Annotated in this window: 18 protein-coding genes; 15 read left to right on the top strand and 3 right to left on the bottom strand. The window is 64.7% G+C overall.

Annotated elements, in window-relative coordinates:
* The first annotated feature begins 144 nt into the window (after positions 1-144).
* From rpoZ to CSC74_RS10025, 3 genes are all read left to right on the top strand, one after another.
* Positions 145-444: a DNA-directed RNA polymerase subunit omega gene (gene rpoZ / locus CSC74_RS10035; protein WP_162314331.1), complete on the top strand. Its 300-nt coding sequence runs from the start codon at positions 145-147 to the stop codon at positions 442-444.
* Positions 445-649: 205 nt separating this feature from the next.
* A complete protein-coding gene (locus CSC74_RS10030; protein WP_162314330.1) occupies positions 650-2,818 on the top strand; it encodes a RelA/SpoT family protein in 2,169 nt (722 codons plus the stop codon).
* A 125-nt stretch (positions 2,819-2,943) separates the two neighbouring features.
* Positions 2,944-3,327, top strand: coding sequence for a RidA family protein (locus CSC74_RS10025; protein WP_162314329.1), 384 nt, complete (start codon positions 2,944-2,946; stop codon positions 3,325-3,327).
* A 112-nt stretch (positions 3,328-3,439) separates the two neighbouring features.
* On the opposite strand, the gene CSC74_RS10020 is transcribed toward CSC74_RS10025, so the two are convergent.
* Positions 3,440-4,486 carry an AraC family transcriptional regulator gene (locus tag CSC74_RS10020; protein WP_211369616.1) on the bottom strand — a complete coding sequence of 349 codons (1,047 nt, stop codon included), beginning with the start codon at positions 4,484-4,486 and terminating at the stop codon, positions 3,440-3,442.
* A 153-nt stretch (positions 4,487-4,639) separates the two neighbouring features.
* Here CSC74_RS10020 and CSC74_RS10015 point away from each other — a divergent pair, with 153 nt between their 5' ends.
* The 7 genes from CSC74_RS10015 to CSC74_RS09985 all read left to right on the top strand — a co-directional run bounded on the left by CSC74_RS10015 (position 4,640) and on the right by CSC74_RS09985 (position 14,682).
* Positions 4,640-5,875 carry a parallel beta-helix domain-containing protein gene (locus CSC74_RS10015; protein ID WP_162314328.1) on the top strand — a complete coding sequence of 412 codons (1,236 nt, stop codon included), beginning with the start codon at positions 4,640-4,642 and terminating at the stop codon, positions 5,873-5,875.
* Positions 5,876-5,882: 7 nt separating this feature from the next.
* On the top strand, positions 5,883-7,028 hold the full coding sequence (locus CSC74_RS10010; RefSeq protein ID WP_211369615.1) for an SO2930 family diheme c-type cytochrome: 1,146 nt from the start codon (positions 5,883-5,885) through the stop codon (positions 7,026-7,028).
* Positions 7,029-7,143: 115 nt separating this feature from the next.
* Positions 7,144-9,606, top strand: a complete 2,463-nt coding sequence (locus CSC74_RS10005; RefSeq protein ID WP_162314327.1) for a TonB-dependent receptor — start codon at positions 7,144-7,146, stop codon at positions 9,604-9,606.
* A gap of 59 nt (positions 9,607-9,665) precedes the next feature.
* Positions 9,666-11,771 (top strand): ATP-dependent DNA helicase RecG, encoded by a 2,106-nt coding sequence (gene recG, locus CSC74_RS10000; protein ID WP_162314326.1) that lies wholly within the window; start codon positions 9,666-9,668, stop codon positions 11,769-11,771.
* Between the two features lie 131 nt (positions 11,772-11,902).
* Positions 11,903-12,841 (top strand): nucleoside hydrolase, encoded by a 939-nt coding sequence (locus CSC74_RS09995; protein ID WP_162314325.1) that lies wholly within the window; start codon positions 11,903-11,905, stop codon positions 12,839-12,841.
* Positions 12,842-12,914: 73 nt separating this feature from the next.
* Positions 12,915-13,160, top strand: a complete 246-nt coding sequence (locus CSC74_RS09990; RefSeq protein ID WP_162314324.1) for a type B 50S ribosomal protein L31 — start codon at positions 12,915-12,917, stop codon at positions 13,158-13,160.
* 232 nt (positions 13,161-13,392) lie between these two features.
* A complete protein-coding gene (locus tag CSC74_RS09985; protein ID WP_162314323.1) occupies positions 13,393-14,682 on the top strand; it encodes a citrate synthase in 1,290 nt (429 codons plus the stop codon).
* Between the two features lie 70 nt (positions 14,683-14,752).
* Here the strand turns inward: CSC74_RS09985 and CSC74_RS09980 are convergent, their stop codons facing one another.
* Together CSC74_RS09980 and CSC74_RS09975 are read right to left on the bottom strand one after the other, a co-directional pair.
* Positions 14,753-15,403, bottom strand: a complete 651-nt coding sequence (locus CSC74_RS09980; protein ID WP_162314322.1) for a hypothetical protein — start codon at positions 15,401-15,403, stop codon at positions 14,753-14,755.
* A 139-nt stretch (positions 15,404-15,542) separates the two neighbouring features.
* Positions 15,543-18,050: a penicillin-binding protein 1A gene (locus CSC74_RS09975; RefSeq protein WP_162314321.1), complete on the bottom strand. Its 2,508-nt coding sequence runs from the start codon at positions 18,048-18,050 to the stop codon at positions 15,543-15,545.
* A gap of 220 nt (positions 18,051-18,270) precedes the next feature.
* Between CSC74_RS09975 and CSC74_RS09970 the strand changes: the two genes are divergently transcribed.
* Genes CSC74_RS09970 through CSC74_RS09950 form a run of 5 tightly spaced genes read left to right on the top strand, consistent with a single transcriptional unit; the run spans position 18,271 to position 23,255 of the window.
* Positions 18,271-19,329: a pilus assembly protein PilM gene (locus CSC74_RS09970; protein WP_162314320.1), complete on the top strand. Its 1,059-nt coding sequence runs from the start codon at positions 18,271-18,273 to the stop codon at positions 19,327-19,329.
* Positions 19,329-20,099, top strand: a complete 771-nt coding sequence (locus CSC74_RS09965) for a PilN domain-containing protein (RefSeq protein WP_162314319.1) — start codon at positions 19,329-19,331, stop codon at positions 20,097-20,099. Before CSC74_RS09970 ends, CSC74_RS09965 begins: the two co-directional genes overlap by 1 nt.
* Positions 20,096-20,776: a type IV pilus inner membrane component PilO gene (locus CSC74_RS09960; protein ID WP_162314318.1), complete on the top strand. Its 681-nt coding sequence runs from the start codon at positions 20,096-20,098 to the stop codon at positions 20,774-20,776. Before CSC74_RS09965 ends, CSC74_RS09960 begins: the two co-directional genes overlap by 4 nt.
* Positions 20,773-21,324 (top strand): pilus assembly protein PilP, encoded by a 552-nt coding sequence (locus CSC74_RS09955; RefSeq protein WP_162314317.1) that lies wholly within the window; start codon positions 20,773-20,775, stop codon positions 21,322-21,324. Before CSC74_RS09960 ends, CSC74_RS09955 begins: the two co-directional genes overlap by 4 nt.
* 14 nt (positions 21,325-21,338) lie before the next feature.
* The gene (locus tag CSC74_RS09950) at positions 21,339-23,255 is read left to right on the top strand and encodes a type IV pilus secretin PilQ (protein WP_162314316.1); all 1,917 of its coding nucleotides are present in this window, start codon (positions 21,339-21,341) and stop codon (positions 23,253-23,255) included.
* Positions 23,256-23,449 lie beyond the last annotated feature (194 nt).

Here is a 23,449-nt window from a genome sequence, read left to right as displayed (position 1 = left end):
CCCATGAGGTAACGCCCGGGGTGCCAGATCTGGCGCATAACTGGCTGATTTACAAGGGAAGTGTTGCTTCTGGCGGGCGCAGGCCCTACAATCCGCGCCCCCTCGTATCAATTCGCGCGACCCCGCCGGTCGCCGGGAGCCCGCATGGCCCGCATCACCGTAGAAGATTGCCTGGAAGTCGTTGGAAACCGTTTCGAGCTGGTCATGATGGCCTCCAAGCGCGCCCGCCAGCTGGCCAATGGCGTGGAGCCGCTCATCGACAACCACGAAAGCGGCGACAAGCCGACCGTGCTGGCGCTGCGCGAGATCGCCGCCCGCAAGATCGACAACGAGCTGATCAACAAGGTCGAGAAGGCCGAGCGCGAGCGCGCCGAGCGCGAAGCCCTGGAATGGGCCGCGGCGGAAGTGGTGGCCGACGACGATCTGTCGAAGGGCGACGACTGAGCGATTCCCGGTTCAAAGGCTTCACATCTAACAGCCCGCTTACGCGGGCTGTTTGCTTTTCAGCGACCATCCCGTAGTCGTTGTCGTTAGCCACAGCCACAGCCACAGCCACAGCCACAGCAGAGCAACGGCAACGGCCCGCGCATCTGCTTCCCGCAATCAACGCCAATTTGCCGTTATTACCCCGCTGGCATAGGCTTGCGGCATGACTTCAAGACGTAACGTCGAGACCCTCGATCACCCGCCATCGCCGGATGGGGTAGTGCCGGATTACGTCCATCAACTGGAACGGGCCGCCAGTTACCTGCCGGCCGAACAATTACCGCTGCTGCGCCGCGCCTGGGAAGTGGGGGCCGCCGCGCACATTGGCCAGATCCGCAAGTCCGGCGAGCCTTACATCACCCATCCGGTCGCGGTGGCCCAGGTCCTGGCCGAGCTGGGGCTGGACGTGGAGACCCTGATCGCGGCGATCCTGCACGACACCATCGAGGACACGCCGCTGACCCAGGCCGAGATCACCGCCGAATTCGGCGAATCGGTCGCCGAACTGGTCGATGGCGTCACCAAGCTGGACAAGCTGCATTTCCGCGATCGCCAGGAAGCCGCGGCCGAGAGCTTCCGCAAGATGCTGCTGGCCATGTCGCGCGACCTGCGCGTGATCATGATCAAGCTCGCCGACCGCCTGCACAACATGCGCACGCTGGGCGCGCAGAGCATCGATGCGCGCAAGCGCATCGCCAAGGAGACCCTGGACATCTACGCGCCCATCGCCCAGCGCCTGGGCATGGGCCTGGTCAAGTCGGAGCTGCAGGACCTGGGCTTCCGCGCGCTGTATCCGTGGCGCCACGCGATCATCGAGAAGCACATCCGCAGCCAGCCGGTGGTGCGCCGCGAGTCGATGGCGGAGATCGAGGCGCACCTGTCGCAGCGCCTGGCCAAGGAAGGCCTGCAGCATCGTCTGGTCAGCCGCATCAAGACGCCATGGAGCATCTACAACAAGATGCGCGGCGAAGGAAAAAGCTTCGACCAGGTCATGGACGTGTTCGGTTTCCGCGTGGTCGCCTCGACCGTGCCGGACTGCTACCACGCGCTGGGCGCGGTGCATGCGGTGTACAAGCCGCTGGATTCGCGGTTCCGCGATTTCATCGCCATCCCCAAGGCCAACGGCTACCAGTCGCTGCATACGGTGCTGTTCGGGCCTTACGGTTCGCCGATCGAAGTGCAGATCCGCACCGAGGAAATGGACCTGATCGCCGAGCGCGGCATCGCCGCGCACTGGACCTACAAATACGGCGCGCAGACCCCGAACAGCGCGCAGAGCCGCGCCCATGCCTGGATCATCGAGCTGATCGAGAACCAGCGCGCGGCGGGCTCGTCGCTGGAGTTCCTCGACAACGTCAAGGTCGATCTGTTCCCGGACGAGGTCTACCTGTTCACCCCAAAGGGCAAGATCCTGTCGCTGCCGCGCAACTCGACCGCGCTGGATTTCGCCTACGCCGTGCATACCGACGTCGGCAACCAGGCGGTGGCTTCGCGCGTGGACAGGAAACTGGTGCCGTTGCGGACCAAGCTGGCCAGCGGCCAGAGCGTGGAGATCATCACCGCCAAGTCGGCCGCGCCCAAGCCGCAGTGGCTGGAGTTCGTGGTCAGCAGCAAGGCCCGCACCGCGATCCGCCACCAGCTCAAGCAACTGGTGCACGAGGACGCGGTGCAGCTCGGTCATCGCATGCTCGACCGCGCGCTGGAAGATCTGGACAGTTCGCTGGAACGCCTGCCGCAGCAGCGGCTCGAGGCGTTCCTGGCCGAGCATCGCTATCCGCGCCTGGAAGCGCTGCTCGCCGACGTCGCCCTGGGCAACTGGATGCCGGCGCAGGCGGCGCAGGCGCTGACCGCCTTCGCCGAGTTGCGCGGCGGCGGCCATTCCCGGCATTCGCAGGAAAAGATCCTGATCAACGGCACCGAGCGCGGGGTGATCAGTTTCGCCAACTGCTGCCAGCCGATCCCCGGCGACGAGATCATGGGTTACCACACCGCCGGCAAGGGCATCGTGGTCCACCGCCTGGACTGCCCCAACGTGGTCGAATTCCGCAAGTCGCCGGAACGCTGGATTCCTATCGGCTGGGATACGAATGTCAGCGGCGACTACGACGCGTCGTTGTTGATCGATGTCGAGAATCGCCCGGGTGTGTTGGCGCAGGTCGCCGCGGCCGTAGCCCAGGCCAAGTCCAACATCGACCGGGTCGAATACCTGGAACGCGACATCAACGCGGCGGTGTTGCGCTTCTCCATCCAGGTGCGCGACCGCAACCACCTGGCCGAAGTGATGCGCAGGCTGCGGCGGTTGAGCGTGGTCCACGGCGTACGCCGGCAATAGCGCCCTTGTGTAGGAGCGGGCCTTGCCCGCGATGCTTTGGGCGATGATCTTAAAATCAAAAGCATCGCGGGCAAGGCCCGCTCCTACGCGTTAGAATTCCGGCCGCCTCGTTACCTGGAATCGCCATGACCCGCCAGATCATCCATACCGACCACGCCCCCGCGGCCATCGGCCCCTATTCGCAGGCGGTACGCAGCGGCAACACCGTGTATTTCTCCGGACAGATCCCGCTCGATCCGGCTACCGGCAACCTGGTGGAAGGCGATATCACGGCGCAGGCGCGGCGCGCCTTCGACAACCTGAAGGCCGTGGCCGAAACGGCCGGCGGTTCGCTGGCGCAGATCGTGCGCCTGGGCCTGTACCTGACCGACCTGGGCCAGTTCGCCGCGGTCAATGCGGTGATGCAGGAATACTTCGCCGCGCCGTTCCCGGCGCGTTCGACCATCGAAGTCTCCGGGTTGCCGAAAGGGGCCATATTCGAGGTCGATGCGGTGATGGTGCTCGACTGAGGGCCTACGGGACGGGCGGCTTATAGGGGCGACGTCCCCCAAGGGGACTTCCTTCGGGGCGTAAGTCGCGAAGGATCCTCGGCCGGCTTCGCGACTTGCGTCGCTTCTACGCTCAGGCGATCTGCTCGCGCGCTTCGCTGGGCGTATGTCCGGTCCAGCGCTTGAAGGCGCGGCGGAATTCCCGTGCGTCGGCGAAACCGACCTGGCTGCCGACCTGGCCGATGGTGAGGTTGTGGTCGTGCAGCAGTTCCAGCGCGCGTTCCGCACGGATCCGGTCGTGCAGGCGGCTGAAGCTGACCCCGTCGGCGGCGAGCTGGCGGCGCAGGGTGCGCTCGCTCAGGTGCATGACCCCGGCGATGGCCGACAGCGGCGGGTTCTCGCGCACGTGCTGGCGCAGGAAACGCTCCACGGTGGCGGTGATTTCGCTTTGCGGCGCGGCGATGTCGGCCAGCTGCCGGCGACACAGTTCCAATACCTGGCGCGCGTTGACCGCGTTGTAGGTCGGGAACTTCCATTCCATCCATGCGCCGTCGATCACCATCGCATTGCGTGGCCGGTCGAAACGCAGTTCGCACTGGAACAGGTCGGCATAGGCGTCGGCGTAGGCGGGCGCGGGATAGGACAGCTCCAGCCGCAGCGGACGGAACGCGGCGCCGACCAGCTCCCGGGCCACCATCAGCGAGCTGGCGAACATCTCCTCGCACAGGAACGGCAGGATCGCGGGTATCGCCACCGGCGCGCGCGCGATCATCGCCACTTCGCCCGGAATCTCGGCTTCGGTGTCGATGTCCAGCATCGCCCCGGTGGTGCGCTGGTAGGTCATGCCCAGCAGTACCGCCTCGCCGAAGGTGGAGGCGGTCTTCATCGCCAGGCCGAGCAGGCCGAAGTTGCCCACGTCCTGCCTGCAACCCACGACCAGGCCCAGGTGCGGCACGGCCAGCGCCGACAGTGCGCGGACGACCACTTCGCTGGCCTGGCGGTAGGACACGCGGGTAGCGGGGTCGTCGATCTCCCGTGGATCCAGGCGCAGGCCCTTGAACCACGGCGCGCTGTCGAGCTGTCGCTCACGCGCCAGCTGCATCAAGTGGCACAGCATATTGGTCGGGATGACCGCCGCCGCAAGACGAGGCTCGCTGACCGGCTCGATGGTGACGTGCATTCAAGCCCCTCCAGCTTGTCCGCTTTGCCCCCCCAAGTATGCCGCTCCCGCCCTCACCCGAGTCAAGGGCGACGAACCAGACTGCATCACCACGCCGGGCGTGGATACGCGGGCGTATCGCACCGCAACCGTCGATATTCCAGGAGATCCCAGATGCGACAACACGTCGTGGTAGCCGCCTTGTTGCTTGTCCTCGCCGCCTGCCAGAAGACCGGGACGGCGCCGGAAAGCGCTGCCGTCGCCGCCGGCGACGCGGATTTCTCCGCGAAGCTCCACGAGCGCCTGCTCGATGCCAAGCTGGGCGACGTGATCGAGATCCCGGCGGGCAAGTTCTCCTTCGACCGCAGCCTGACCCTGCGCGCCGATGGCGTGACCATTCGCGGCGCGGGCATCGACCAGAGCGTGCTCAGCTTCAAGGGCCAGAAGGCCGGTGCCGAAGGCCTGCTGGTCAATGGCGACGATTTCACCATCGAGAACCTGACCATCGAGGACTCCAAGGGCGATGGCCTGAAGATCAGCGAATCGAAGAACGTCACCATCCGCAAGGTGAAAGTGCAGTGGACCGGCGGACCGAGCACCAAGAACGGCGCTTACGGGCTGTATCCGGTATTGACCAAGAATGTGCTGATCGAGGACTCGGTCGCCATTGGCGCATCCGATGCGGGCATCTACGTGGGTCAGTCCGACGGCGTCATCGTGCGCCGCAGCCGCGCCGAATCCAACGTGGCCGGGATCGAGATCGAGAACACCATCAACGCCGACGTGTACGAGAACGTCGCGACCAAGAACACCGGTGGCATCCTGGTCTTCAACATGCCCAACCTGACCCAGCAGGGCGGCAACATCCGCGTTTACAACAACAAGGTGATCGGCAACAACACCGGCAACTTCGGCGCCAAGGGCACGCCGGTGGCCAGCGTGCCGGCGGGTTCGGGGATCGTGATCAACGCCAACGACGACGTGGAGATCTTCGACAACGAGGTCGCCGACAACGCCACCGCCAACTTCATCATCTCCAGCGTGTACTCGACCGGCTACAAGGATTCGAGCATGGCCAAGGACTTCGATCCTTATCCGGAACGCATCTATGTGCACGGCAACAAGGTGTCCGGCGGCGGCGATTCGCCCGACGGCCTTGACCTGAAGACGCTGAAGGTGGCGTTGTACGGGCTGGGCGGCAGCTTCCCCGACGTGTTGTGGGATGGCTACTACAACAAGGACCGCAAGATCGACGGCCAGCCGGCCGGTGGTCCGCAGATCTGCCTGCGCGACGTCAATGGCGTGATCAATGCCGACGGCCCCGGCGGCTACAAGAATCCGAGCAAGGACGCCAAGCAGTTCGCATGCGACCTGCCGCGCCTGCCGGCAGTGGATCTGGGCCGCGGCTGATAAACCGATGATGCCGTTGCGCGGTTTTTTCCTGGTCTGCCTGCTGCTGTTGCTGGTGTCGTGCAAACGCGAAGAGGCGGGAGTGCAATTCTTCGCCGAGGGCCAGCCCCAATCGTTGAGCGAATGGCGGGTGCTCAAGATCGAGGGCGCGCGCCTGTCCTTGAACCAGGGCGTGGTGCCGTACGACCTCAACACGCCCTTGTTCAGCGATTACGCGCACAAGCTGCGCACGATCTGGATGCCGAGGGGCAAGCCGGCGCGCTACGACGCGCAGGACGCCTTCGATTTCCCGGTCGGCACGATCATCAGCAAGACTTTCTATTACCCGTTGCCGGCAGGTGGCAAGTGGGACGGGAAGTCGGTGGCGCGCACCGATCCCGCACACGACTCCTTCCATGAAGGATCGCTGGATCTGTCCAAGGTGCGCCTGGTCGAAACCCGCCTGCTGGTGCGCCGCGAGGCCGGCTGGGAAGCGATTCCCTACGTCTGGAACGAGACCCAGACCGAAGCCACGCTGAAGCGGGCCGGCGCGCTGGTTGCGCTGGAACTGGTGGACGCCGACGGCAGCCGCGAGGCCGTGGACTACCAGGTGCCCGACCAGAACCAGTGCGCCAGTTGCCATGCCACCGACAACAAGACCCGCGCGCTGCATCCGATCGGGCCTAAGGCGCGTCACCTCAATCGCGATTTCGCCTATGCCGACGGCAGCGAGAACCAGCTCGTCCACCTTTCGCGCATCGGTTACCTGGCCGGCGCGCCGGATCCGCAACAGGCGCCGCGCAACGCCAACTCGCAGGACCCGGCCCATGCCGCGATCGAGGATCGCGCGCGCGCCTATCTGGACGTCAATTGCGGCCATTGCCATAGCCCGACCGGGCCGGCGATCACCTCGGGCCTGTGGCTGGAAGCATCGGTCGGCGACCGCCTGAAGCTGGGTTTCTGCAAGCAGCCGGTGGCCGCGGGCAAGGGCACCGGCAACCGCTTGTACGATATCGCGCCGGGCCATGCCGATGCTTCGGTACTGGTATTCCGCATGGACAGCGACGATCCTTCGGTGATGATGCCGGAACTGGGGCGTTCGGTGGTGCATCGGGAAGGAGTGCGGCTGATACGCCAATGGATCGATGCGCAACACGGGACGTGCGATTCGTGAACACACTCGGGAATGACAGGCTTGGGAATGGCGGGCCTCGGCCAGCCGGTTTTGGGGAAAACATGACGGCGCGACCGCAATGGCGTGCCGCACCAGGGTTCAACGGGAGAGAACTATGAAACTGATCCAACGTGGTCTGGTAGTGGGAATGCGGCGCGCCTTGTTTGGCGGTTGCCTGCTGGCGGCGTCGGCGGGGACGGCATGGGCGCAGCAGGCAGGGGCCGCGCCGGCCGGACCGACGCCGCCAGCGGACACCGAGGCCACCACGCTGGACCGCATCCTGGTCACGGCGCAGAGTCGCGAACAGGAATTGCAGGACGTGCCGATCGCGCTGCAGGTGCTGAACGATCAGATCATCCAGGACGTGGCGGCGGAAGACCTCGGCGACCTGGACAGTTTCGTCCCCGGCCTGCAGATCAACAGCGTGCAGCCCACGCAACCTTCGATCGCGCTGCGCGGCATCAGCACCGACGACTTCGGCATCGGCACCGATCCGGCCGTGGGCGTATTCATCGATGGCGTCTACACCGGGCGCAGCGGCGGCATATTGCTGCCGCTGACCGACGTGGAACGCATCGAGGTGCTGAAGGGTCCGCAGGGCACCCTGTTCGGCCGCAACACGGCGGCGGGCGCGGTATCTGTGATCACCAAAAAACCCAGCAACGAAATGGAAGCCGCGGCCAAGTTGCGGCTGGGCAACTACGGCAAACAGTACCTGGAGGCGATGACCAATATCCCGCTCAACGATCGCGCGGCCTTGCGCCTCAACGGCCTGCTCAACCATAGCGACGGTTGGGTGGAAGATGGGGAAACCGGGCAAGACCTGGGCGGCGACAATGTCTGGGCCACCCGTGCCGCCTTGCAGCTCGGCATCACCGACAACACCACCGCGTTGCTGAGCTGGGACCATGAAAGCCTGGACCAGCGCGGGCGGCCCACCACGGGCATCGTTCCATTGCCTCCGGCCCCCGGGCTGCCGGTCGCGCCCGCCGATCCGCTGACCTATCTCGATCCGCGCGACATCGATACTTTCAACGACACCAATGCCAGCGCCGAGTGGCGCACCTTCGATGGCGTGACCCTGATCGTCGACCACGGCTTCGAATGGGGGCATCTGACTTCCACCACCGCCTGGCGTCAGTTCGATGCGCTCAACCGGGTCGAGGAGGATGGCACCAACCGGCCCAACCTCTATCTTGATTCCACCAACAGCGAGTCCAACGAAACCAGGTACCAGGAATTCAAGTTCAGCGGCGCCACCGATCGGCTGGATTGGGTGGCGGGGGCGAGCTATTACGAAGAGGAAGCCAGCCAGACCAGCGAAATCAACACCACCACCACGGCGGTGGATACGGCGGTGTCCAACCTGGGCCTGGCGCCGACGCCGGATGGCACCCTGTTCGGATATTTCTCGCAGGTGCTGGGCTCCTTCGGCATTCCGCTGACGCTGATGGACCATGCCTGGAACGAGCAGTTCTACAACACGCTGAAGACAAAATCGTACGCGGGTTTCGGCGATGTGATCTGGCATGTCAACGACAAGCTCAACCTGACCTTCGGCCTGCGCTATACGCGGGACGAGAAGGATTTCAGCTGGTTCAACGACATCCGCAACGCGCCCACGCTCGATGCCACGCTCGATGCGCTGGAGGCCATGGGTGTCTTTGCCTTGGCCGGAGTGCCGAGGGAGTCCTTCGTCTTCGACCTGGCCTTCATCGATCCGCCCGCGATGATCAACAAGGGGCTGACCAACCGTGCCAACCGGTCCTGGAGCGACTGGAGCCCGCGCCTGGTCGCGGACTACCACTTCAGCGACAACCTGATGGGCTTCGCTTCGCTGGCCAAGGGCTACAAGGCCGGCGGTTACAACGCCCTGCAGATCGGCAGCGAATTCGACAACGAAAACGTGTGGAATGCCGAAGTAGGCATCAAGCATTCCCTGCCGGAAGCGCGGCTGGCCTACAACGCCTCGGTGTTCTCCTATCGCTACGACAACCGCCAGTCGATCCGGCTGGACAACACCACCACCATTCCGCGGTTCGTGGTGGATACCGGCGACGTGGAAGCCTACGGCGTGGATTTCGACCTGCGTTGGCAGATCAGCAATGCCTTCGGCATCGACTTCAATGCCGAATACATCAATTCCAAGTACAAGAACTACAGCGTCAACACCAACGCGGGGTTGCTCGACCTCAACGGCCAGGCCACCGGCGAGCCGTCATGGTCGGCGGCGCTGGGCGGCCATTACACCTGGAGCCTTGGCGATGCCGGCGACCTGCGCCTGGCCCTGCGCCACGCCTATCGTGGCGCCTGTCGCAGCAACGACTTCAACCGCGATTCTGGCGATTGCACCAGCCTTCCCAATTTCTCGACGGGAGAGTCGCAGAACCGTACCGACCTGCGCCTGGGCTGGTCCGCGGCCAACGGTCATTGGACCTGGGCGGTGTATGGGAACAATGTGTTCGACAACCAGTACGTCGGCCAGTTGAACGTATACGGCCGCGAGGCGTTCGGCACGGTAGGCGCGGTGGTCAGCGAGCCTCGCACCTACGGCATGGAAGTCGGGGTGAAGTTCTGATCCGCGCTCGCGGCAAATCCTGACTGGCAATAAGCCGGGGCGGTCGGCATCCTAGACGGATGTCGTCCGCGCCACGCAGCGAAGAATCCGTTTTCAACCAGCCCATCGCCGGGCAGCTCGCCGGCGTGGGCCCGCGCGTCGCGGAAAAACTCGCGGCGCGCGGGCTGCTGACCTTGCAGGACCTGTGGCTGCATCTGCCGCTGCGTTACGAGGACCGCACGCGGCTCACGCCGATCCGCGATTTGCGGCCCGGCGTGCCGGCGCAGGTGGAAGGCCGGGTGGAGGCGGTGGAACGCGGCTTCCGTTACCGGCCGGTGCTGCGGGTGGCGATCGGCGACGCTTCGCAGGCGACGCTGGTATTGCGCTTCTTCCACTTCCGCGCCGCGCAGGTGGCGCAATTCGCGCCGGGCGCGCTGATCCGTTGCTACGGCACGCCGAAGCCGGGACAAAACGGTCTGGAGATCGTGCATCCCAGCTACCGGGTGCTGGGCGACGCCGATGCGGGTTCGCTGGGCGACGAGCTGGACCCGGTCTATCCCACGGTCGAGGGTATCGGTCCGGCCTCGATGCGCAAGCTGATCGGACAGGCGCTGGATCGTCTGCCCGGGGATGCCGCGCTGGAACTGCTGCCGACGGAGATGCTGCGCGGCCTGCACCTGCCGTCGCTGCGCCAGGCCTTGCTCGGCATGCACCGGCCCGCGCGCGATGCGGATCTTGCAGCGCTCGCGACCGGCACGCACCCGGCCCAGCGGCGCCTGGCCCTGGAGGAATTGCTGGCCCACAACCTCAGCCTGCGCCGGCAACGCATCGCCTTGCAGCGGCATCGCGCGCCGGTACTCGCCGGCAAGGGCAAGCTGGCCGCGCGACTGCAATCCGCCTTGCCGTTCTCGTTGACCGGCGCCCAGCAACGCGTGTTCGCGCAGATCCGCACCGACCTGGCGCAGCCGTCGCCGATGATGCGCCTGGTCCAGGGCGACGTCGGCAGCGGCAAGACCGTGGTTGCGGCGCTGGCGGCGATGCTGGCGGTGGAGGCCGGCAAACAGGCGGCGCTGGCGGCCCCGACCGAACTTCTGGCCGAACAGCATCTCGCCAACCTGCGGCAGTGGCTGGAACCGCTCGGTATCCGCGTCGCCTGGCTGGCCGGCAAGGTCACCGGCAAGGCGCGCGGCGAAGTGCTGGCGGAAATCGCTTCGGGCGCGGCGCAGGTGGTGGTCGGGACCCATGCGCTGATGCAGGAAGCGGTGGTCTTCCACGACCTGGCCCTGGCCATCATCGACGAGCAGCACCGCTTCGGCGTGCACCAGCGCCTGGCCCTGCGCGACAAGGGCGCATCGGGCCAATCGGTTCCGCATCAATTGATCATGACCGCCACGCCGATTCCACGCACGCTGGCGATGGCCGCCTATGCCGATCTGGATGTTTCAGCGATCGATGAGTTGCCGCCGGGACGCACGCCGGTGCAGACGATCGCGCTGAGCGGCGAGCGCCGGCCCGAACTGGTGGAACGCATCCGCGCCGCCTGCGCCGAAGGCCGGCAGGCGTATTGGGTCTGCACCCTGATCGACGACAGCGATGACGTGGTGGCGCAGGCGGCGCAGGGGACGTTCGAATCACTATCGGCGCAGTTGCCCGAATTGCGCATCGGCCTGGTTCATGGGCGCATGGCCTCCGCGGTCAAACAGTCGACCATGCGTACTTTCAAGGCGGGCGAGATCGATCTGCTGGTGGCCACGACGGTGATAGAGGTCGGCGTCGATGTGCCCAACGCCTCGCTGATGATCGTGGAGAACGCGGAGCGTTTGGGCCTGGCGCAACTGCATCAGTTGCGCGGACGGGTAGGGCGCGGGGCTGCGGCCTCGAATTGCGTGCTGCTGTACCAGCCGCCGTTGTCGCAGATGGCCCGACAGCGTTTGGCGACCATGCGCGAAACCAGCGATGGCTTCGTCATCGCGGAGAAGGACCTGGAATTGCGCGGCCCCGGCGAATTGCTCGGTACTCGCCAGACCGGACTGGCCGCATTCCGTGTCGCCGACCTGGCGCGCGATGCCGGTCTGCTGCCGCAGGTGCGCGAACTGGCGGACCGGTTGCTGGCCGATTCGCCCGACATCGCCGACCGCATCATCGCGCGCTGGGTGGGTGGGGCCGCACGGTATGCCAGCGCATAGCGATTGTAGAGCCGAGCTTGCTCGGCTGCTCCTGGTGCGGAATCAAAAGCAGCCGAGCAAGCTCGGCTCTACAAAACCGGGTGACGACAGTCCATAGTGCGGAGCTTGGGTTTGCACGGAGCAAGATGACGATGACGAAGAAAATCCCCCTGCTGATCGACACCGATCCCGGCGTGGACGACGCCCTGGCGTTGCTGATGGCCTTCAGCGACCCCGGCCACCAGCTGGTCGGCCTGACCATCGCCGCCGGCAACGTCGGTCTGGAACACACCGTGCGCAACGCGCTCAAATTGTGCGAGGTCGCGGGGCGCGAAGACGTGCCGATCTACGCCGGTTGCGCCGATCCGCTGTTGCATCCGGCGGCCGATGCCGCCTATGTGCATGGACGCGATGGTTTCGGCGATATCGGATACACGCCGGCGTCGCGCACCGCGGAAACGGAACACGCCGCACTCGCGATCCTGCGCCTATCGCACGAACACGCCGGTGAGCTGCTGCTGGTCGCGCTTGGCCCGCTGACCAACATCGCCCTGGCGCTGAAGCTCGATCCCACCCTGCCGCAGCGGATCAAGCGCTTCGTGGTCATGGGCGGCGCGGTCAGCGCGCACGGCAACATCACCGCGGCGGCGGAATTCAACATCGCCTTCGACCCGGAAGCGGCGCACATCGTGTTCCTGGCCTTCCCGCACATCGACCTGGCCGATTGGGAGGCGGTGATCGCCCATGGGTTCCTGCACGTCGAAGCCGAGCAGTGGCTGCAGGCGGACTCGCCCCGCGCCCGCTTCTACGAGCGGATCTCGCTGCAGACCCGCCACTGGTCGGCCGATCGCCGTGGCGACCACTGGCATTCGGCCGATGCCCTGGCCATGGCCTACGCCCTGCAACCGGAAGGCGCACTTGAGCTGCTGGAGCGCCCGGTCGCGGTCGAAATGGCCGGCACCCTGACCCGCGGCGCCACCGTGGTCGACTGGAACCGGCAGGAGGGCAGGCCGGACAACGCCACCCTGCTGATGCGCTACGACCAGGCCCGTTTCGAGGGCCTGATCCGGGCCGCCCTGGCGGCCACCTGACTGGCGGCTTGCGTTGGGCCGGCGGTGCAGGCTAAAATGCCGCTCTTCACTTCCCAAGATATCTGGTGCCGCCATGAAGGCCGACATCCATCCCGAATACCGCGACGTCGTTTTCCAGGACGTCACTTCCGAATTCAAGATCCTGAGCCGCTCCACCCTGTCCTCCAAGGAGACGGTGAAGTGGGAAGACGGCAATGAATATCCGTTGATCAAGCTGGATATCTCCTCGGCCTCGCACCCGTTCTACACGGGCCAGCACAAGGTCATGGACACCGGCGGCCGCATCGACAAGTTCCAGAAGCGCTACCAGCAGAAGTAATCCGCTGCGGTGCCCGCGATACCCGACGGCTGCGCCTGGCGCGGCCGTTTTTATTGGCGCCTTCACCGGCGCCGATTTCCCCCTCATCCTTTGGTCTGAAGCCACGTTCTTTCGAGCGACGGCTCCAAAACGCGTATGCGATAATACGGGTTATCCATGGCTCAAGTCGTGGACTCCCGTTACGCATCGTCGGCCATGGGCAGGCGGTGCATCCCCACGAAGGAGCGCAACTGTGTCAGAACTCGACCAGGTCACGCTGGCCGCCGGCGACAAGTCGGTGGTCATGCCGGTAATCAAACCCACGCTCGGCAACGATTGCGTCGACATTTCCAAGTTGACCAAGGAAACCGGCCTTTTCACCTACGATTCGGGCTTCACCGCGACCGCGGCCTGCAAGTCCGCCGTCACCTATATCGACGGCGATGCCGGCGTGCTGCTGTATCGCGGCTACCCGATCGAGCAACTGGCCAAGCAGTCCAGCTTCCTCGAAGTGGCCTACCTGCTGATGAACGGCGAACTGCCCACGCAGTCCGAGTTCGCCGCATTCGACCATGAAGTCACCCATCACACGATGATGCATGAGTCGTTGAAGAACTTCCTGGGCGGCTTCAACCACGATGCGCATCCGATGGCCATGCTGTGCGCCTCGGTCGCTTCGCTGTCCGCGTTCTACCACGACACCCTGGACCTCAACGATCCGGAGCAGCGCCGCCTGGCCGCGATCCGCCTGATCGCCAAGGTGCCGACGATCGCCGCCGCCGCCTACCGTTATTCGATCGGCTGGCCGGTGCGCTATCCGCGCAACAACCTCGAATACGTCGATCGTTTCCTGCACATGATGTTCGAGGTGCCGAGCGAGCCGCTGGAGTTGAACCCGGTGGTGCGCCGCGCCCTGGACCTGCTGTTCATCCTACACGCCGACCACGAGCAGAACGCCTCGACCTCGACGGTCCGCCTGGTCGGTTCCACCGGCGCCAATCCATACGCTTCGGTCGCCGCCGGCATCGCCGCGCTGTGGGGCCCGGCGCACGGCGGCGCCAACGAGGCGGTGCTGAAGCAGCTGGCCGAGATCGGCGATGCGAAGAACGTCGAGAAGGCGGTGCTGCGGGCCAAGGACAAGAACGACAACTTCCGCCTGATGGGCTTCGGCCACCGCGTGTACAAGAACTTCGACCCGCGCGCCAAGATCATCCGCGAGATGACCCATGAGGTACTGGGCGAGCTGGGGGTCAACGACCCGATGCTGGAAGTCGCGCTTAAACTCGAGCAGGCCGCGTTGAAGGACGAGTACTTCGTCGAACGCAAGCTGTACCCGAACGTCGATTTCTATTCCGGCATCATCTACAAGGCGCTCAACATCCCCACCGAGATGTTCACGGTGATGTTCGCCATCGCCCGCACCGCCGGCTGGGTCGCCCACTGGCTGGAGCAACAGGTCGATCCCGAAGCCAAGATCGGCCGCCCGCGCCAGATCTACACCGGTTACGCCGAACGCGATTACCAGGGCATCGACAAGCGCTGACCGGCGGCATCGCTGCGAAACAGGAACGCCCCGCATCGCGGGGCGTTTTTCGTGGTGGCGTGGAAGCCGTTCAGCGCGCCTCGGATTGGTACGCGCTTATTTCCTCGTCCGCGATGAGTTGCTGCAGGTTGGCGAGTGAGGCCCGTTTCAAGGGTTTCTCGTCGACCCCGGACAGCGGCGCCTGGCGCAATGCGTCCAGCGGCAGCACGGTCAGATCGAAGGTCAGTTCCTCCGCGCTGAACAACCACACCGGGAAGTCGCCATCGCGTTTGCGATCCAGCCTGACATGCCGGGTGCGGGCGTCGGCCGGGATGCGATGCTCTTCCAGAAAGCGCGCCACCGCATCGGCATCGTCGGTGTGCAGTTGCAGGAGCACCGGCGAATTGGCGTCGGCGGTACCGTCGAGCACGGGCCCGACCAGTCGCGGTGAAAAACCGGCCAGGAATTCCAGTGCCCGAACCGCCGCCTGGCGGCGCGAATGCACGGCCTGGAGCTGGGATTCGCCGGCGAACAGGCGCTGGTACTCGCGCAACGCCTGCTCGATCTCGCGATTGCGCGGCAGCGAGGCATCGTCGTGGAAGCCGAGACGCTCGGCGGCTTTCAGTTTCGCCTGGTGGTAATCGCGGAAACCGCCTTCGGCCATCAGCCTCGCGGCTTCATGCGCCAGGCGGTGGCGGCGTTCGCGGGCGCGGGTTTCGGCATGTTGGCGGGCGTGGTGCATGGGAAGCCTCCGCGTCGAAACCTGAAGAGACGAAGAGACTGTACCCGATCGATGCGAGGATTGTAGGAGCGGGCCTTGCCCGCGATGCTCTTGATTCAATTATCGAAAGCATCGCGGGCAAGGCCCGCTCCTACGGGAATCAGAAGATATCGAACGCCGCCTCGTCTGCGGCCTCGTCCTGGGTGCTGTAGTCGGTGTAGCTCTGCATGCGCTCCAGGTCTTCGGTCTTCACGTATTCGACGATGCCGCCCGAGCCCTCGGTCATCAGGTTGCCGCCCGCGCCGACGTAAACCTTGACCATGCCATCCGGCGGATCGTTCTGCGCGATCGGCTGGTCCTTCAATGCTTGGCGCATGAACTCGATCCAGATCGGCAGCGCCGCCTTGCCGCCGTATTCGCGGTAACCGAGGCTGCGGAAATCGTCGCGGCCGACCCAGACCACGGTGGCGTAGGCGCCGCCGAAACCGCCGAACCAGGCATCGCGATGGTCGTTGGTCGAGCCGGTCTTGCCGCCCACGTCCTCGCGGTTCAATACCTTGGCCGCGGTGCCGGTGCCCCGTTGCACCACATCGCGCATCATCGACACCAGTTGATAGGCGATACGTTCGTCGACGGCGCGCGGAGCGACGACCATGCCGGGATCGACCGCCTTCGGCTCCTCGGCCGGCTTCTTCGGCGCAGTGGCTTCGGGCGGCTTGGGTTTGCCGTCATTGGCGGGACCGAAATCGAAACCATCGACCACGCTGCTTGCGGGAGCCGCACTGCCTCCGCGCTGGCCGCAGGTACGGCAGGCGATGGCCGGTTTTTCCTTGAAGATGAGGTTGCCTTCGCGATCCTTCACTTCATCGATGAACCAAGGCGTGATCAACGAGCCGCCATTGGCGAGCACCGAGTAGCCACGGGCCATGGACAGCGGCGTCAGCGAGGCCGTGCCCAGCGACATCGACAGGTTGGGCGGCAACTCGGCCTCGTTGAAGCCGAACTGGCTGATGTACTTGCGCGCGAAGTCCACGCCGATGCTGTCCAGCAGGCGCACCGAAACCAGGTTGCGCGATTGCACCAGCGCTTCGCGCAGCCGCATCGGGCCGCGGAAACCGCCGCCATCGTTCTGGGGGCGCCACATGTGTCCGCGGCGGTCACGGAACACCACCGGCGCGTCCAGCACGATCGAGGCGGGGTTGAAGCCGTGTTCGAACGCGGCCGCGTACACGAACGGCTTGAAGCTGGAGCCGGGCTGGCGCCGCGCCTGGGTGGCGCGGTTGAACTTGTTGCCGGCGAAGCTGTAGCCGCCAATGATCGCCTTCACCGCGCCGGTGCTGGCGTCCAGCGACACCAGTGCCGCCTGCCCGCGCGGAATCTGGTCGATCTGATAGGTAGTGGCCGCTACTGCAGGGGCGGGCTGGTCGGGCTTGGTGGGGTCGGGCTTGGATGCGTCCTTCACGATCCGGGCCAGGTCGCCGCGCTTGAACAGCGAAGCCGGGCTCTTGCCGGTCCAGCGACTGGCCGATGCCGGCAGGGTCACTTCGCTGCCATCGGCCAACACCACGGTGATCCCGCCATCGCCATTGGTCCTGGCCACCACCGTCGGGATCATTCCGTTCTGGACCGGAATTCCGGCCAGGTGGCCGGCGAGGGCGGCGGCATCGGCATCGGCGGTGACTTCGAAATGCCGCTCGGTCCCGTTCCAGCCATGGCGGTGGTCGTACAGGCGCAAGCCATCGCGCACCGCCGCGTCCGCGGCGAGTTGCATCGTCGGGTCGATGGTGGTGGTGACGTGATAGCCCTTGGTCAGGACCTCGCCGCCGAAGCGCGCGATCATTTCCTGGCGCACCATTTCCGCGACATAGGGCGCATAGACTTCCACCGGGCGCTCATGCGGCTTGGCATGCAGCGGTTCGGCCTTGGCCGCGGCCGCCTGCGCGGAGGTGATGTACTTGTCCTCGAGCATGCGCTGGATGACATAGACGCTGCGCTGGTGGTTGCGCTCCGGGTTGCTGATCGGATTGCCGCTGGAAGGGAATTTGAGCGCGCTGACCAGGGTGGCCGTCTCGCCCAGCGTCAGCTGGTCAAGCGGCTTGCCATAGTAGTACTCGGCTGCGGCCGCCACGCCATAGGCGCGATTGCCGAAGAAGCTCTTGTTGAGATACAGCTCCAGGATCTCGTCCTTGCTCAGCATCCGCTCGATCTTCATCGCGAGCATCATCTCGACCAGCTTGCGGCTGTAGCTGTACTCGGAACTCAGGAACCACTGCCGCGCCACTTGCTGGGTAATGGTGCTGCCACCGGCCACCCGGCCCTCCTTGAGCGTGGCGGTCTGCCACAGCGCCCGCGAGATGCCCTTGGGATCGATGCCGTTGTGCTTGAGGAAATTGGAGTCCTCGGCGGCGATGAAGGCCTGCCGGACCGGTTGCGGCACGTTCTTGATGTCGACCGGATAGCGCCGGGTCTCTCCGAACAGGCCGATCAGGCGGCCGTCGCTGGCATAGACGTAGAGGGGTTCCTGGAGTTCGACGTTGCGCAGGGACTGCACATCGGGCAGTTTCGAGGAGACCACGTAATAGAGGATGCCCAGACCGATGGCGCCAAGCAGGAACAGGAGGGTGAAGGCGATAAGTGCCCAGCGGAGCAGGCGGCGGAAACGGGACATCCGGTCATTTTCCGATTGCGGAATACGTAGCGGCGGAGTATAGATGACCCGGGGTTTGGCGGTTGCGTTCCGGGGGGAAACAGTAACTTGGCCGATATCTTTAGTGAACCGTGACAAGCCGCACAGGCTGCATCATGGGTATTGCAAGTGGTGAAAACTTCGTTATTAATGTGCGTCGGGGCCAGGGCTGCATGTTGTGCCCGTCGGAAGGGGAGATACCGTGGGGCTTATACCTAAAAGCCAGTCGCCGCTCATTGGCGTCGACATAAGTTCGACTGCGGTAAAGCTGCTTCAGCTTTCCCGGGTCGGCAACCGCTTTCGCGTAGACCACTACGCCGTGGAGCCGTTGCCGCCCAATGCCGTTGTCGAGAAGAACATCGTCGAGGTCGAGGCGGTCGGCGAAGCCATCCGCCGGGCCGTGACCCGCGCCGGGAGCAAGGCCAAATACGCGGCTGCCGCCGTCGCCGGCTCCGCGGTGATCACGAAGATCATCCCGATGCCCGCCGAACTGGACGACAACGACCTGGAGGCCCAGGTCGAACTCGAGGCGGTCAACTACATCCCGTACCCGATCGAGGAAGTGAATCTCGATTTCGAGGTGCTGGGGCCGATGCCCAACAACCCCGAAATGGTCCAGGTGCTGCTGGCCGCTTCCCGTTCGGAGAACGTCGAATTGCGGCAGTCTGCGCTTGAGCTGGGCGGCCTGACCGCCCGGATCATGGATGTGGAAGCTTTCGCGGTCGAAAACGCCTTCGCCCTGTTGTCCAGCGAGCTGCCGATTCCGCACGATGGCGTGGTGGCCCTGGTCGACATCGGCGCCACCATGACCACGCTCAACGTATTGCGCACGGGCCGCAGCCTCTACAGCCGCGAACAGGTGTTCGGCGGCAAGCAGCTCACCGACGAGGTCATGCGCCGCTACGGCCTGACCTACGAGGAAGCCGGCATGGCCAAGCGCCAGGGCGGCTTGCCGGAAAGTTACGAGGTGGAAGTGCTCGAGCCGTTCAAGGAAGCCACGGTCCAGCAGATCAGCCGACTTTTGCAGTTCTTCTATGCCGGCAGCGAATTCAATCGGGTCGACCAGATCGTGCTGGCGGGCGGCTGCGCGGCTCTGCTGGGACTTCCGGAAATGGTCGAAGAGCAACTGGGCGTACCGACCGTGGTCGCCAATCCGCTGGCGCAGATGACCCTGGGGCCGCGCGTGCAAGCGCATGCCCTGGCCCAGGATGCGCCGGCGCTGATGATCGCCACCGGCCTGGCCCTGAGGAGCTTTGACTGATGGCGAAGATCAACCTGCTCCCGTGGCGCGCGGAACGGCGGGCCAACCGGCAAAGGGAGTTCTACGGCATGCTGGGCCTGGCCGCCGCCGCCGGCCTGGTGCTCTCGTTCCTGCTCTGGTTCTACTACAGCCAGCAGATCAGCGGCCAGAACACGCGCAATCAGTTCCTGCAGGGCGAGATCGCCAAGGTCGAAGGCAAGATCAAGGAGATCGAGGTCCTCGACAAGCAGAAGGACCGCCTGCTGGCCCGCAAGAAGGTGATCGAGGAACTGCAGGCCAATCGTTCGCAGATGGTCCATCTCTTCGATTCGCTGGTGCGCACCATTCCCGACGGCGTGGCCTTGGCCGGGATCAAGCAGGAAGGCGACATCCTGACCCTGGAGGGACGCTCCCAGTCCAATGCCCGCGTCAGTACCTACATGCGCAACCTCGAAAGCTCGGGCTGGATGACCAATCCGGACCTGTCCATCATCGAGGCCAAGGCCGAAGAGAAGGGTCCCGCCGCGCTTTCCGGCGAATCCCGTTCGCTTCCTTATGCGTTCACGCTGAAAGTGAAGCTGGCCAATCCCAACGAAGCCGACCAGAAGAGCGGTGCGACGGGCGCGGCGATCGGCCCCGGGGCAGCTGATGCGGCCGCCGCTGCCGCTGCGACCCCGGCCGGTCCGGCAGTGGAGAAAGCCGCGAGCCCGGTGGCAACGCCGACCGCGGCTCCCGCTGCGGCGCCGGTCGAGAAGCCTGCGCCTGCAACCCAAGAGAGGCCGGCGTCATGAGCCAGAAAAAGAAAGTCAAACTCAGCGATCTCGATTTCAACAACATCGGCAACTGGCCGCAGAACTACAAGATCGGTTTCTGCGTGTTGATCGCGGCGTTGATCCTGCTCCTGGCCTACTTCCTGCTGGTCAAGGGCAAGCGCGAAGAGCTCGCGAATCTGGAACGCCAGGAATCCGATCTGCGCCGGGATTTCGAAGACAAGGCCGGGCGCGCCGCCAATCTGGAGCCGCTGAAACAGCAGCTGGCGCAGATGGAGCAGGTGCTGCAGCAGATGCTCAGGCAGCTTCCCAGCAAGACCGAAATGCCCGACCTGATCGTGGATATCTCGCAAACGGCGCTGTCCAGCGGCCTGGCCAACGAGCTCTTCCAGCCGGGGCCGGAGACGCCCAAAGAGTTCTATGCCGAGAAGCCGATCAAGCTGCGCATGGTCGGCAGCTACCACCAGTTCGGCGCGTTCGTGAGCGGCGTGGCATCGTTGCCGCGCGTGGTGATCCTGACCATGCACGATATTTCATTGAAGCCCAAGCCGGGCAAAGGCGGCATCACCGCCGGCAATGGCGCTTTGGAACTCTCGGGCACGGTCAAGACTTACCGCTACCTCGATGAAGAGGAAACCGCGATCCAGGAAAAGAAGTCCGCCGAGGCGACTGCAAAGAATAAAGGTGGTGGCGCATGATTTCGCAATCGACCGCACCGCTGCGGAAAGCGACGCGGGCATTCGGCGTCGTGGCGTTGGTCCTGTTTTCGGCAGGTTGCGCTCGCGGGATCACCAGCTCACCGGGCGACGCGCCGAATCTCGAGAAATGGATTGCGGATGTCCAGGCGCGGCCTGCTCCGGCACTGGAACCCTTGCCTGTCATGCAGCAGTTCGAGACTTTCGAATACGCGGCACAGTCTCTGCGCGACCCGTTCAGCGACGCCTGGAGCAACGCCGACAGCGGCGGCCTGCGCCCGGATCCGAACCGGCGCAAGGAAACGCTGGAGCAATATCCGCTGGACAGCCTGGACATGGTCGGTACGATCGGCAAGGGCGGGGCGCTGGTGGCATTGGTGATGGCCCCCGACAAGGTCACCTACAAGGTGCGGCCGGGTGCTTACTTGGGGCAAAGCGATGGCCGCATCACCGGCGTCCATGAAGATCGCATTGAACTTGTCGAACTTGTGCCGGACGGTGCGGGCGGCTGGCTGGAAAGGCCGGCGTCGATTGCGCTTGAAGATCAATGATTAGGGGATACACGATGACCGCTTCGAACGCTCACAGCCCGCTGCCTTTCCGGCGCCTGGCCACGACACGGGTCTGCAGTCTGGGGCTCGCGATCGGCTTGCTGGCCGCCGCCGGTTCCGTCACTGCCGCTACCGCAATCCCATCGCCGGCAAGCGCCGCGGTCGTCGGCAATGCCGACCCAGCCAGACAGGCGGTCGGCGCCCTCGAGATTTCCAAGATCGATTTCAAGCGGGGCGATGACGGCGCGGGTCGGCTGATTCTCCGCTTCAATGGCAAGGGCGCGATGCCGGACCTGCGCAACCAGGGTTCTTCGGTCATCGTCGATGTCGGCAACGCGGCATTGCCTGCCGCCCTGCAACGGCCGCTCAACGTGGTCGATTTCGCCACGCCGGTCCAGCGTGTCGATGCGCATAGCGCCGGCGCCGGCAGCCAACTGGTGCTGAGCACCAACGGCGCATTCGAGTCGCTGGCCTACCAGACCGGCGATGAGTACGTGGTCGAAATCGTTCCGCGCACAGCTCAATCCGCGGTGGGATCCACGTCGCCGGCGGCGATCGCTGGCGGCTCGGCCAAGGTGGCCACGGCCGCGCGCGCTTACAGCGGGCGTCCGGTCACCTTCAACTTCCAGGACGTGCCGGTGCGCACGGTGCTGCAGCTGATCGCGGAAGAGTCGAACCTCAATATCGTCGCCTCCGATACCGTCCAGGGCAACGTCACCCTGCGCCTGGTCAATGTGCCGTGGGACCAGGCCCTGGAGATCGTGCTGCGCGCCAAGGGCCTGGACCAGCGCCGCGATGGTGGCGTGGTCTGGGTCGCGCCGCAACCGGAATTGGCCAAGTTCGAGCAGGACAAGGAAGACGCGCGCATCGCCATCGACAATCGCGTGGACCTGATCACCGACTACGTGCAGATCAACTATCACAGCGCTTCCGCCATCTTCAAGGCCTTGACCGAGGCCAAGGGCATCGGTGGCAGCAGCGGTGGCGGCAGTGGCAGCAGCCAGCAGGAAAACGGCTTCCTGTCCCCGCGTGGCCGCCTGGTCGCGGATGAGCGCACCAACACCTTGATGATCAGCGACATCCCGAAGAAGGTCGCGCAGATGCGCGAACTGATCAATGTGATCGATCGCCCGGTGGACCAGGTCCTGATCGAAGGCCGTATCGTCATCGCCACGGATACTTTCGCCCGCGATCTGGGCGCCCGTTTCGGCGTGGCCGGCACTCGTACCGGCGATCGCACGCAGATAATCGGCGGCAATATCGAAGACAACGTCAACATAGGCAACGGCGATGATCGCGTGCTGCCTGGCGGTCTGAACGTCAATATGCCCGCGGGAAGCTTCACCTCGGGGGGCGTAATTCCGAGCCTTGCCTACACCCTCCTCGGCCGCAATTTCAACCTCGACCTTGAGCTCTCCGCATTGCAGGAAGAGGGCCGTGGCGAAGTCATATCCAACCCGCGCATCATCACCGCCAACCAGCGCGAGGGATATATCCGCCAGGGCAAGGAAATCGGCTACGTAACGATCACTGGCGGTACCGCGGGCCAGGCGGCCACGCCCAATGTGCAGTTCAAGGATGTCCTGCTTGAGCTGAAGGTCACCCCGACGATCACCAACGACGGCCGGGTGTTCCTCAACCTCAATGTCAAGAAAGACGAGGTCGAGCGCTATATCGAATTGGCGGACTACGGCACGGTTCCGGAGATCAGCAAGCGGGAAATCAACACTGCGGTACTGGTAGAGGACGGCCAGACCGTCGTCATAGGCGGCGTCTATGAATTCACGGATCGATCGAGCGTTGCCAAGGTGCCTTTCCTGGGCGATATCCCGTTCCTCGGCAACCTGTTCAAGAAGAAGGGTCGCTTGAAGGACAAGGCCGAGTTGTTGATCTTCATCACCCCGAAGATATTGACGGTCGCCAAGCGCTGACCGCCACGCGATTCGAACCGGAAAGGGCCGCTTGCGGCCCTTTTCTTTTGGATTCGCGAATTACAGAGAAGGTCGTCATCCCGTGGGAGCGCCCCATGGGCGCGAGCTCCTGCGTTCTCGATTGCATGACGAAGAGCTCGCGCCCATGGGCGCTCCTACGGGGAAGGCCCTTTTCCACTGCGATCTCGGCCAGG

This window comes from Pseudoxanthomonas yeongjuensis, assembly GCF_010093345.1.
In the GTDB taxonomy this organism is placed as follows: domain Bacteria; phylum Pseudomonadota; class Gammaproteobacteria; order Xanthomonadales; family Xanthomonadaceae; genus Pseudoxanthomonas_A; species Pseudoxanthomonas_A yeongjuensis.
This window is presented reverse-complemented; position numbering and strand designations above follow the sequence as displayed.

Coding starts and splice junctions, on each gene's coding strand:
- rpoZ (WP_162314331.1), top strand. CDS start 145: ATGGCCCGCATCACCGTAGAAGATTGCCTGGAAGTCGTTGGAAACCGT.
- CSC74_RS10030 (WP_162314330.1), top strand. CDS start 650: ATGACTTCAAGACGTAACGTCGAGACCCTCGATCACCCGCCATCGCCG.
- CSC74_RS10025 (WP_162314329.1), top strand. CDS start 2,944: ATGACCCGCCAGATCATCCATACCGACCACGCCCCCGCGGCCATCGGC.
- CSC74_RS10020 (WP_211369616.1), bottom strand. CDS start 4,486: ATGCACGTCACCATCGAGCCGGTCAGCGAGCCTCGTCTTGCGGCGGCG.
- CSC74_RS10015 (WP_162314328.1), top strand. CDS start 4,640: ATGCGACAACACGTCGTGGTAGCCGCCTTGTTGCTTGTCCTCGCCGCC.
- CSC74_RS10010 (WP_211369615.1), top strand. CDS start 5,883: ATGATGCCGTTGCGCGGTTTTTTCCTGGTCTGCCTGCTGCTGTTGCTG.
- CSC74_RS10005 (WP_162314327.1), top strand. CDS start 7,144: ATGAAACTGATCCAACGTGGTCTGGTAGTGGGAATGCGGCGCGCCTTG.
- recG (WP_162314326.1), top strand. CDS start 9,666: ATGTCGTCCGCGCCACGCAGCGAAGAATCCGTTTTCAACCAGCCCATC.
- CSC74_RS09995 (WP_162314325.1), top strand. CDS start 11,903: ATGACGAAGAAAATCCCCCTGCTGATCGACACCGATCCCGGCGTGGAC.
- CSC74_RS09990 (WP_162314324.1), top strand. CDS start 12,915: ATGAAGGCCGACATCCATCCCGAATACCGCGACGTCGTTTTCCAGGAC.
- CSC74_RS09980 (WP_162314322.1), bottom strand. CDS start 15,403: ATGCACCACGCCCGCCAACATGCCGAAACCCGCGCCCGCGAACGCCGC.
- CSC74_RS09975 (WP_162314321.1), bottom strand. CDS start 18,050: ATGTCCCGTTTCCGCCGCCTGCTCCGCTGGGCACTTATCGCCTTCACC.
- CSC74_RS09965 (WP_162314319.1), top strand. CDS start 19,329: ATGGCGAAGATCAACCTGCTCCCGTGGCGCGCGGAACGGCGGGCCAAC.
- CSC74_RS09960 (WP_162314318.1), top strand. CDS start 20,096: ATGAGCCAGAAAAAGAAAGTCAAACTCAGCGATCTCGATTTCAACAAC.
- CSC74_RS09955 (WP_162314317.1), top strand. CDS start 20,773: ATGATTTCGCAATCGACCGCACCGCTGCGGAAAGCGACGCGGGCATTC.
- CSC74_RS09950 (WP_162314316.1), top strand. CDS start 21,339: ATGACCGCTTCGAACGCTCACAGCCCGCTGCCTTTCCGGCGCCTGGCC.